This window comes from Amycolatopsis circi (genome assembly GCF_003385235.1).
In the GTDB taxonomy this organism is placed as follows: Bacteria; Actinomycetota; Actinomycetes; order Mycobacteriales; family Pseudonocardiaceae; genus Amycolatopsis; species Amycolatopsis circi.
The window spans coordinates 1-9,789 of record NZ_PQIA01000212.1 but is presented as its reverse complement, the minus strand read 5'-3'; the positions used below and the strand labels follow the sequence as shown (position 1 = coordinate 9,789).

At 69.2% G+C, this 9,789-nt stretch carries 9 protein-coding genes; 7 read left to right on the top strand and 2 right to left on the bottom strand.

The window, feature by feature from the left end; translation table 11 throughout:
* Both D0D37_RS44110 and D0D37_RS44105 read left to right on the top strand, forming a co-directional pair.
* A partial coding sequence (locus D0D37_RS44110; RefSeq protein WP_244223892.1) for a primosomal protein N' occupies window positions 1-1,977 on the top strand: 1,977 nt, incomplete at its 5' end.
* An 855-nt stretch (window positions 1,978-2,832) separates the two neighbouring features.
* Window positions 2,833-3,369 (top strand): GNAT family N-acetyltransferase, encoded by a 537-nt coding sequence (locus D0D37_RS44105; RefSeq protein ID WP_116206513.1) that lies wholly within the window; start codon window positions 2,833-2,835, stop codon window positions 3,367-3,369.
* A 4-nt stretch (window positions 3,370-3,373) separates the two neighbouring features.
* Here D0D37_RS44105 and D0D37_RS44100 read toward each other — a convergent pair whose 3' ends face one another.
* On the bottom strand, window positions 3,374-4,507 hold the full coding sequence (locus D0D37_RS44100) for a hypothetical protein (protein ID WP_116206512.1): 1,134 nt from the start codon (window positions 4,505-4,507) through the stop codon (window positions 3,374-3,376).
* Window positions 4,504-5,574, bottom strand: coding sequence for a helix-turn-helix domain-containing protein (locus D0D37_RS44095; protein WP_116206511.1), 1,071 nt, complete (start codon window positions 5,572-5,574; stop codon window positions 4,504-4,506). Before D0D37_RS44095 ends, D0D37_RS44100 begins: the two co-directional genes overlap by 4 nt.
* Window positions 5,575-5,827: 253 nt before the next feature.
* Here D0D37_RS44095 and D0D37_RS44090 point away from each other — a divergent pair, with 253 nt between their 5' ends.
* From D0D37_RS44090 to ggt, 5 genes are all read left to right on the top strand, one after another.
* Complete coding sequence (locus tag D0D37_RS44090; protein ID WP_116206510.1) at window positions 5,828-6,448, top strand: hypothetical protein; 621 nt, start codon at window positions 5,828-5,830, stop codon at window positions 6,446-6,448.
* Window positions 6,449-6,482: 34 nt separating this feature from the next.
* A complete protein-coding gene (locus tag D0D37_RS44085; RefSeq protein WP_116206509.1) occupies window positions 6,483-7,145 on the top strand; it encodes a Crp/Fnr family transcriptional regulator in 663 nt (220 codons plus the stop codon).
* A 71-nt stretch (window positions 7,146-7,216) separates the two neighbouring features.
* Window positions 7,217-7,549, top strand: a complete 333-nt coding sequence (locus D0D37_RS44080; RefSeq protein WP_244223891.1) for a hypothetical protein — start codon at window positions 7,217-7,219, stop codon at window positions 7,547-7,549.
* Complete coding sequence (locus D0D37_RS44075) at window positions 7,546-7,776, top strand: hypothetical protein (RefSeq protein WP_116206508.1); 231 nt, start codon at window positions 7,546-7,548, stop codon at window positions 7,774-7,776. The genes D0D37_RS44080 and D0D37_RS44075 overlap by 4 nt, the downstream gene beginning before the upstream one ends.
* A 39-nt stretch (window positions 7,777-7,815) precedes the next feature.
* Window positions 7,816-9,621: a gamma-glutamyltransferase gene (ggt, locus tag D0D37_RS44070; RefSeq protein WP_116206507.1), complete on the top strand. Its 1,806-nt coding sequence runs from the start codon at window positions 7,816-7,818 to the stop codon at window positions 9,619-9,621.
* Window positions 9,622-9,789 lie beyond the last annotated feature (168 nt).

The window sequence follows — 9,789 nt, the reverse complement described above, 5'->3', positions numbered from 1 at the left end:
ACCACCGCCCCGGAACTCCCGGTCGCGAAGATCGCCGTAGACATCCCCCTGGCCCACCTGGACCGCACCTTCGACTACCAAGTCCCGGAAAAGCTGCACGAATCCGCAGTCCCCGGCTGCCGAGTCCGAGTGCGCTTCGCGGGACAACTAGTCGACGGCTACCTCATCGAACGCACCGACACGACGGAGTACGAGCGGAAACTTGCCTACCTGGAGCGAGTCACCTCAAGCGAACCTGTTCTCCCGCCGTCTTTGCACGCGGTCTGCCGCTCAGTAGCCGACCGCTACGCCGGAACTCTGTCCGACGTCCTGCGCCTGGCCCTGCCCCCGCGGCACGCGAAGGCAGAAGGCGAGCCGCCCGCAGACCCGGCCCCCGCACCAGACGCGCCGGACGTCTCCGCCTGGTCCCGCTACCAACGCGGCGAAGCCTTCCTGGAAGCCGTAGCCGAAAGCAAGCCAGCGAACGCGGTCTGGCAAGCCCTTCCCGGCGAAGACTGGCCCCGCCGCCTAGCCGAAGCAGCCGCCATCGCAGCGTCCCAAGGCCGAGGCGCGGTCTTGGTAGTCCCGGACCACCGCGACCTCACCCGTGTGCACGACGCGTGCATCGAGTTGCTGGGGGAGCAGGGTGTCGCCGCGCTGATCGCCGGTCTGGGGCCCGCCGAGCGATACCGTCGCTGGCTTTCCGTGCTGCGCGGCGCAGTCCGGGTAGTCGTCGGCACTCGCGCGGCGATGTTCGCCCCCGTCGCAGATCCGGGACTGTTCGTAGTCTGGGACGACGGAGACGACCTGCACCTGGATCCGCATGCCCCGTACCCCCACGTACGGGATGTGCTGATGGATCGGGCCCACGCAACGAAATCAGCCTTCCTGGTCGGCGGGTTCGCTCGAACCGCCGAAGCGCAGCTGTTGGTGGAATCCGGCTGGGCACAACAGATCCAGGCCAATCGCACCGAACTCCGCGCCGCCGCCCCGCGCGTGACCCCCGTCGGCGAGGACTTCGACGTAGCGCGCGACGAAGCTGCCCGAGTCGCCCGTCTGCCCGCAGTCGCTTTCGAAGCGGCCCGCCAAGCTTTCGCCGCCGGATTACCAACTTTGGTTCAAGTCCCGCGCCGGGGTTACGTCCCCGGATTGTCCTGCGGCCAATGCCGAACGCCCGCGCACTGCCGCCGCTGCGCCGGTCCGCTCGCCTTGCCCGGCGGTTCGGTGGACGGTGCCCCGCGCCCGCCCGCCTGCCGGTGGTGCGGCGTCCCGGAGACCGCTTTCCGTTGCCCCGCTTGCGGTTCCGTCCGATTGCGGGCTGTGGTGGTCGGCGCGAAACGCACCGCCGAAGAACTGGGCCGGGCTTTCCCTGGGGTGCCAGTCCGAACGTCCGGCGCCACCGAAGTCCTGGCGACCGTCCCCGGCCGCCCGGCGCTGGTGGTCTGCACGCCAGGCGCGGAGCCGGTCGCCGAGGGCGGTTACGGCGCGGCGCTGCTGCTGGACGGCTGGGCGCTGCTCGGCCGTCAGGATTTGCGTGCCGCGGAAGAAACCCTCCGCCGCTGGATGGCCGCCGGTGCGCTGGTCCGCCCGGCGTCGAGCGGCGGCCGGGTGGTCGTCGGCGCGGAAGCCGGGCTGCCCGTGGTGCAGGCCCTGGTGCGCTGGGACCCGGGTTGGCACGCCAGCCAGGAACTGGAGCAACGCCGGGAGCTGGGTTTCCCGCCCGCGATGCGAATGGCGAGCGTCGAGGGAAGCCCGGCCGCGGTGGCGAGCTTGCTGGACGACCTCCCGCTGCCGGACACCGGCGAGGTGCTCGGCCCCGTCCCGCTGGGCGACTACGACGACGAGGGCAACGCGGAACGAGAGCGAGCGCTGGTGCGAGTAGCCCGCCCGGACGGCCGCGCCCTGGCGACGGTAGTCCGAGACGCGGTAGCCCGCCGCGACGCCCGGAAGGCGGTTGAGCCGGTGCGGGTGCAACTGGATCCGCTGGACCTGATTTAGACGGTTGCCTCCAGCCGGGTTCGTTCACCCGGATTCAGCTCGCGGTCGTGCGCGGGCCGGCTGTTGTCGGGCGGTTCAATCCGCCGATGCAGACAGCCACTCAAGGGTGCGCGCGGGCCAGGACGACGCGCGGCGTGATGCCGGGGCGGCGCTCGCAATCCGCTCAAACCGCTGCGCGCGCAACTGGATCCGTTGGCCCTGGTTTAGGCGGTGGCGCCAGCGGGATTAGTTGACCCGGATTGAGCCCGCGGTCGTGTGCGGGGCGCTGCTGTTGGGCGGTTCGATCCGCTGCTGCAGGCAGTTGACCAAACCGGCGCGTGTGCAGCTGGAGTCCGCTGGCCCCGGTTTAGGCGGTGATGCCCACCTGGGTTCGTTGGCCCGGATTCAGCGCGCAGTCGCGCGCAGGCCGTTGCTGTCGCGCGGCTCGGCGGATGCAGACAGCCACTCAAGGCCGTGCGCAGACCCGGATGACGCGCCGCACCGGCCCTCGCAATCCGCCCAAACCGCCGCGCGCACAACTGAAATCCGCTGAACCCGAGCCAGCCAACCGCTCATTCCCGCACAAACCCCCACCCCGAAGCAGTTTTCCGGACCACTGCGCGATTTCCGTTTGAACCGGTTCGTCCCGGGGTGTATTGGGGACGTGGGAGCCGGGGGCGAGGCGGGGTCGCGCAGGGCAGCCGGTTGCTCCGTCCGGAGGACTGGACTGCGGCATCCGCAGTCTTCGCGCCTCCCCGGCGCACACTTACTCTTGAGGCCGGGCGGCCATGATCAGGACCGCGGCCCGGACCGGTTCCGGGGCGGCCTCCCGTTCGCGTGCCCCGTGCCCGGTCCTGCGGACAGGAGTCGGCGTTGATGGGCGAGGTCTCGATCCGTCCGGCGGAACAGGCGGACCTCGCGGTGCTGGCGGAGGTCCTCGGCGAGCAGGGGTTCTACGAGGACCGTTTCACCCGGCAGGCGAAGGGGCTCGGCGTCCTGTTCACCGCGTGGTGCGCCGCGCGGCCGGTCGGTGCCGTGTACCTGTGGCTCGAAGACGCCGAAGAGCCGCCGATTCGCGGCCATCTTCCGGGCGTTCCGCTGCTGAACCACCTGGAAGTCGCCCCGGACGTGCGCAACCACGGCATCGGCGCGGCTCTCGTGCACGCGGCCGAGGACTACCTGGTCGGCCACGGCCACGCACTCGGCGCGCTCGCGGTCCGCACGGACAACACCCGCGCCGCTCGGCTGTACAGCCGCCTCGGTTACCGCGATTGGGGCCACGGCACGGTCGTTTGCTACGCGGAGCGTGTATCGCCGGACGGGCGCACGATCTCCGAGGCTGAGCGTTGCCACGTCCTGGTGAAGGGGTTGCCGGACAACGCGCCGCTCGCCAGCCGCACCGGCGAACGCTGAACCTTCAGGACTTGTGCACGATCTCCGCGATCCCCAACGTGTCGAACGCGGAGTCCGGATCCCCCGGTGCCCCGTGCCGTGCGCGCAGCGACAGAAGATGCGTCTGCCAGGTCTCCCGGTCCCGCTGCCAAGCGCGCAGGTACCGGACGCACAGGTCCGGTTCGATCAGCAGGCTGCGGCCGAGCGCGGCCTTCAGCGCCGCGATCATCCGGTCCTGGTACGCGCCGGTCAGGTACGGCGCGTCCTGCACCTGGCGCAGCGTGGTGCGGATGAACGCCCGACGGCTTTCCAGGAAGCTCGCCCAGTACTCGGCGTCCGCGTCGGCGATGCTCATGCGGTTGTCCAGCAGGCAGTAGATGCCCTCGGCGAGCGCGTCGCCCAGTTCCTCCGACCGGGCGCGCACGGTGTCGCGAAAGGGGTCGTAGTCGTGCTGGTACGCGGCCCCGGTCACTGCGGTGGCGCGCAGCCCGGTCCCGCTGAGGAGAAAAAACCAGTCCTCGTTGTAGATGTCCGGGAAGAACGAGGAGAACGCGTCGCGCCCGACCGCCAGCGCGCCGCCGCCGACGAACGTGTCCTGCTGTCCGCCGGATTCGCGGTAGGCGTGGCACACCACGGAGTTGTCGGGCATGCCGGTGTTGGCGAGGCCGACCGCCGCGTACTCGTCGAGCAGGCCCGCCGCCGCGCGCAGGTCGTCGGGGCGCGAAAGATGGATGTCGTCGTCGAGGAAGAGGATGCGCTGCCATCCCGCGAGGTCGGCGACGAGCACGCCGAGGTTGCGCTTGAAGCTCGTGTCGGCGCGGCGCAGCAGGCGCTTCGCCTGCAGCAGCCTGCTCGTCGCGAAGGGTGGCACGGCACCGAGACCAGCGGCTTCGTCGGTGTCGATCGCGCGGACGCGCACCCCGTCGCGCTTCGCGGCGAGCACCGCGTCCGTCGCCCGCGCGTTCTTGCTGCACAGCAGCAGGACCGTCGCGTCCACCTCGCGGGCCGCGCGGAACGCGTCCTTGAGGTAGGCGGCGGGCCGGCCGTTGGGCACGATGATCGCGTCGAGCCGGGCCTGCGGCGCGTCCGCGGCGGCGACGTGGTCCAGCAACCGCTGGTGCGTCGTGTGCTGCGCCGGCGCTGCGACGGTCGCGGTCATGCGAGGCTCGATTCTGGCCATTCGTGCAGCCGGTTCTCGCGCAGGGTCCAGTCCGGGGTGAGCCCCTGGTTGTCGAAGACCGGGACCCGGCTGATGATGCTGAAAGAGTCCGCGCCCGCGAAGCGCTGGTCGAGGTAGGACTGATTGCGGTCGCGGAAACGGCGGTCGGTCAGCGCTCGTACGGCCCCGAGGGTGCCGCGGCCGTACATCCCGTTGCACACGGTCACAGTGCGCTTGCGGTTGAGCGGGCTGACGCCGTGGTAGAAGTGCGCGACGTCTTCGATCAGAGTGCCGTTGCGCAGTTTGGCGCTGAAAAACCGCGTCGACCCGTCCGCGCAGGTCACTTCGAACCCGCTTTCCAGCTCCGCCTCCTCGTCGCCCTTTCGGCTGAGCTGGCGGACCGGCACGTCGACCCGGTCGAGCAGCGCGCGGGTCTGCGGGTTCCAGTCGACGCCGCCGAGCAGCACCAGGTGCGCGGTGTACTCGTCCGCCGACAGCGTCGTGTTCTGGTCAGTGGTGCGGAAGGTGACGTTGCTGGCCGGGTTGCACGCGCGGATGTGGCCGTAAAGCTCGATCAGCGCGTCCGGGTCGGCGTAGGTGTAGAGGTTCACGTAGTCCGGGCTGGACGGGTCGGTGTAGGCGACGCGGTACTTCTCCGGCAGCTGCGCGCAGACGATCACGATGTCCTGGTTCGGCGGGAAGTGCCACAGGCTCGACGGGGCGAAGACCGGCTGGGCGGGCGGGTCGTCGAGGTCGCCGCGCAGCGCCTGCAGCTCCGCGAGCAGCTCCTTGCGGACGGTGTGCTCGTCGTCTGTCAGGTCCTCGATGTCCAGGAGGTGAAGTTTGGGGCCTTGCACCGAACGGCGGGTGGCGAAGAAGGTCGCGTACGCCTCGAGCCGCGGCGGCGGGGGCGTCACCGGCTTCGCCACGTTCTCCCACGCCGACAGCAACCCGGTGCTGACGCCGAAGGCCTCGGCGAGCTGTTTCTGGGTGAGCACCACGTCGGACCAGCTCTCCTTGCGCAGAGTACGCAGGCGAGCGGCGAGCGCGGGGTTGGGCTGAGACACGACTTCAGACCCTTCAGTGAAGTTCAGTCAGGCGTGAATGGCGGGGATTCTACACCCGGGACGCCGGGATGGCCGGACGGGCCGGGGTGGAGTGTCGGCGGGCGTTCAGGGGTTGCCAATCTCGGACTGGACCAGCATCTGAATCGAAGATGTCGTGTGCGCGACACCATTGTTTCAGTCCGGAACCAGCCTTATAGTAGCTGCTGTGAAAGTCTACTAGATTTCAGTAGCTTCCTGAAATAGGGGGGCGGTCATGGACACCTCAGCAGTACCGGCACCAGTACACCGAGTCATCGTGGTGGTCGACATCGAAGGGTCGACCACCCGCACGAACCCGGCTCGGGCCGGGCTCCGTTCGGTCCTGTTCGCCCTGCTCGACGAGGCGTTCCGGGCCGGGGGCATCACCGAGCGGTTCCGGGATCCGTTCGTGGACCGCGGCGACGGGGCGCTGTGCCTCGTCCGGCCGGTCGACGAGGTGCCGAAGACGGTCCTGCTCGCCCGCGTGGTGCCCGCGTTGACCGAACTGCTCGCCCGGCACGGCGACCAGGACCCCGAACTGGCCTTCCGGCTGCGTGTTTCGGTGCACGCCGGCGAGGTGCACTACGACGCGCACGGGCCTTACGGCGAAGACATCGACATCGCCTGCCGCCTTCTCGACGCACCGGATCTGAGACGCAGGCTGCGCGGTTCCTCCGGTCCGCTCGCGCTCGTCGTCTCGAACGCCATCCACCGCTCGGTCGTCCGCCACGGCTACGCCGGGATCGACCGCAGCTCCTTCGCCCACGCCTTCACCGTGCGCTTCGGCGGACAGCGGACCCGCGGCTGGGTCCGCACCACCGACGCCGTCCGGCCGGGAGCGGGACTGATCGCCTGAGCGGTCCGGCCGACGACGAGGAGGGGGGACCGCCGTGGAAACGATCGGGTTCTGGCCGGCGCTGGGGGCCGCGGACCGCGCGAAGTTCGAAGAGCTGTCCGTCCGCAAGGCCTACCGGCGCGGGGACGTGCTCTGCCGCGAAGGCGAGCGGGCCTCGGTGGTGCTTCTCCTGCTGGCCGGGCACGTCCGGATCACCAACGCGACGCCGGACGGGCGCGAGGTCGTGATCGGCGTCCGCGGCGCGGGCGACGTGATCGGCGAACTGGCCGTGATCGACGGCGGACGCAGGTCGGCGACAGTGCAGGCACTCGACGAACTCGACGTGCTGGTCGTGCCCGCCGCGCGGTTCGTCGCGCTGTGCCGGCGCGAGGCGGCGATTTCCTGGGCGCTGCTGCAGGTTCTGGCCGACCGGATGCGCGACGTCGGACGGCAGTGGCTCGACATCGGCGGCGGGACGAGCACCCGCCGGGTGGCCGCGCAGCTGATGCAGCTGGCGGTGCAGCACGGCGTGCGGCGCGGCACGGACATCGAAGTCGCGGTGCCCGGCACGCAAGCGGAACTCGCGATGACAGCGGCGATTTCGCGCGAATCGTGGGCACGGGTGACGCGGGAACTCCGCCGCCAGGGGGTGATCAGCACCGCGCGCGGCCAGGTGACCGTCCACCGGCTCGCGGAACTGCGGCGGCTCGCCCGCTGAACGTGTCAGCTGACACAGATTTCCCGGCGTCGCCGGGGTTTTCTGGGAACACACCACCGAGGGAGGCAGTCATGGAACCGTTTCTTCCCGCTCCTCAGCCGGTTCGCTGGCGTCGGGGGGTGTACGCGGCAGCTCTGGTCGTCCCGTTCACCGTCGCTCAAGTGTGGGCGCTGCTGGTGCTGCTGAGCTTCGAATCGCTCCACGGTCTCGTCGGACAGGCCTTCCTGGTGACTCTCGCCGGTTCGGTCATCGCGACGGCCGTCGGCTGGCGCTGGGTGTGGCAGCTGGGTTCGGAACGCCGGCGCGTCCGGGCTCGCGAGGAAATGCTGCGGCGGGCGTACGAGAACATGCGCGAATTCGGGCGCGAGGACTTGCGCGAACCGCGGATACAGGTGCGGTCGTGAGCACCGTGCTGGCCGCCGCGGAGACCAGCGGGCAAGGCGTGCCGGCCGCGGTGCTCGTGCTCGCTCTGGTGGTCCTGGTCGCGCTGATCCGGGTGCTGCGCTGGATCGCCGGGGTGGCGGTGCGGCTGGCCGCCTCGGTCGCCGCGGTGTCCGGGCTGGTGGTCGGAGTGTTCGGCGTCGGCGGGCTGGCGACCCTGACCGCGGTGGCGATGGCAGCGTCGAAATGAGTGTGGACACCGGTTCTGCCGCGGGGCAGACTCGCCCGCATGCCCACGACCGGAAAGCGAATCCTCGCGGTGCTCTCCGTGGCCGCTCTGGTGTCCACGGCCGGGGCGGCCAGCGCCTCGGCCGCCGTTCCGACTCCTAAATCGCCTGTCGCGACCGGCTATCTCGGCGCGGTGTCGAGCATCGACGCCGACGCCACGGCCATCGGCACGCAGGTACTGCGCGGCGGCGGCAATGCGGTCGACGCGGCGGTCGCCGTCGCGGCCGCGCTCGGCGTCACGGACCCGTTCTCGGCCGGCATCGGCGGGGGCGGGTTCTTCGTGTACTACGACGCGAAGACCGGCAAGGTCCACACGCTCGACGGGCGGGAGACTGCTCCCAAGAGCGCGGACGAGAACTTGTTCGTGGAGAACGGCAAGCCGTTGCCGTTCGCGGATGCGGTTACCAGCGGGTTGAGCGTGGGGGTGCCTGGTACTCCGGCTACGTGGCGTGACGCGTTGCGCAAGTGGGGGACGAGGTCGCTGGCGCAGTCGATCGCTCCGGCGGAGCGGTTGGCGCGCAAGGGATTTGTGGTTGACCAGACGTTCCATGACCAGGTCGCGCACAATGCGGACCGGTTCGCTGCGTTCCCGTCTACCCGATCGTTGTACCTGCCTGGCGGGCAGCCGCCGGCGCCGGGGACGGTGTTCCGCAATCCTGATTTGGCTGCCACTTACGGGCAGTTGGCCCGGCGGGGCACGGATGCGTTGTACCGGGGCGATATCGGGGCGGATGTCGCCCGGACTGTTCAGCGGCCGCCGGTTGATCCGGCTTCCTCGTTGAAGGTTCGGCCGGGGAAGCTTTCGGTTTCCGATCTTGCCGCGTATCAGGCCATTGAGCGGGTGCCTACGCATGTGGAGTACCGGGGGCTGGACGTTTACGGGATGCCCGCGCCTTCTTCTGGCGGGCTTACCGTGGGCGAGGCTTTGAATATTCTGGAGAATTACGATCTTCGCGGGGCCAGCAAGGCGGATTATCTTCAGTATTTTCTGGAGGCTTCGCGGTATGCGTTCGCGGATCGGAACCGGTGGATTGGGGATCCGGCCGTTGTTGATGTTCCGGCTCGGGAGTTGCTCAGTCAGAAGTTCGCGGATAGCCGGGCTTGTTTGATTTCTCGGGACCACGCTGCGACCAGTCCGGTTGCGCCTGCTGATCCGCGGAATCCTCAGCCTTGTGCGGCTGGTGCTGTTGGTGCTCCTACGCCTTACGAGGGGGAGAACACTACTCATCTTACTGTGGCGGATAAGTGGGGGAATGTTGTTGCTTATACGCTGACTATCGAGCAGGAGGGTGGCAGTGGGATTGTGGTGCCTGGGCGTGGGTTCTTGTTGAACAACGAGTTGACTGACTTCTCGTTCGTGCCGGTTACGCCTGGGGTTCCGGATCCCAATTTGCCCGGGTCTGGAAAGCGGCCTCGGTCTTCTATGGCTCCTACCGTGGTGTTGCGGGACGGGAAGCCGTTTTTTGCTACTGGGTCGCCTGGGGGTGCGTCGATTATCACGACGGTGCTGCAGGTTCTGCTCGGGCGGATTGATCGGGGATTGTCGCTGGAGGAGGCTATTGCTGCTCCTCGGGCTTCTCAGCGGAATTCTGCCAAGGCTGATGTTGAGGCTGGGTTTTTGGCTCAGCCGGAGACTGCGGATTTGCGGGGGCGGGGGCAGGGGTTTTCGTCTTCTCCTGCGGAGATTGGGGCTTCGACCGGGGTGGAGAGTTTGCGGGATGGGCGGTGGGTTGCCGCTGCGGAGCCGGTGAGGAGGGGGCAGGGGGCCGCTGAGGTTGTGTTGCCTTGGCGGTGGCCTGGTTCCTGAGCGGCTCGTCGCCTGGCGGCGACATTGCACCCGTTGGTTGCGTGGGGCACCCCGTCGCCCATTGTGCTGACGGTTCGGGGGTGCTTGTCAAGGCGGGAAAGATGCCTTGACAAGCACCCCCGAACCGCAGGGAGGCTTCGTATCGGGGTTGGGGGAGGGGCTGGGTGC

What these genes read in the sequence shown, in the direction of transcription:
- D0D37_RS44090 (WP_116206510.1), top strand. Translation starts at nt 5,828, where the DNA reads ATGGACACCTCAGCAGTACCGGCACCAGTACACCGAGTCATCGTGGTG.
- ggt (WP_116206507.1), top strand. Translation starts at nt 7,816, where the DNA reads ATGCCCACGACCGGAAAGCGAATCCTCGCGGTGCTCTCCGTGGCCGCT.
- D0D37_RS44100 (WP_116206512.1), bottom strand. Translation starts at nt 4,507, where the DNA reads ATGACCGCGACCGTCGCAGCGCCGGCGCAGCACACGACGCACCAGCGG.
- D0D37_RS44105 (WP_116206513.1), top strand. Translation starts at nt 2,833, where the DNA reads ATGGGCGAGGTCTCGATCCGTCCGGCGGAACAGGCGGACCTCGCGGTG.
- D0D37_RS44080 (WP_244223891.1), top strand. Translation starts at nt 7,217, where the DNA reads ATGGAACCGTTTCTTCCCGCTCCTCAGCCGGTTCGCTGGCGTCGGGGG.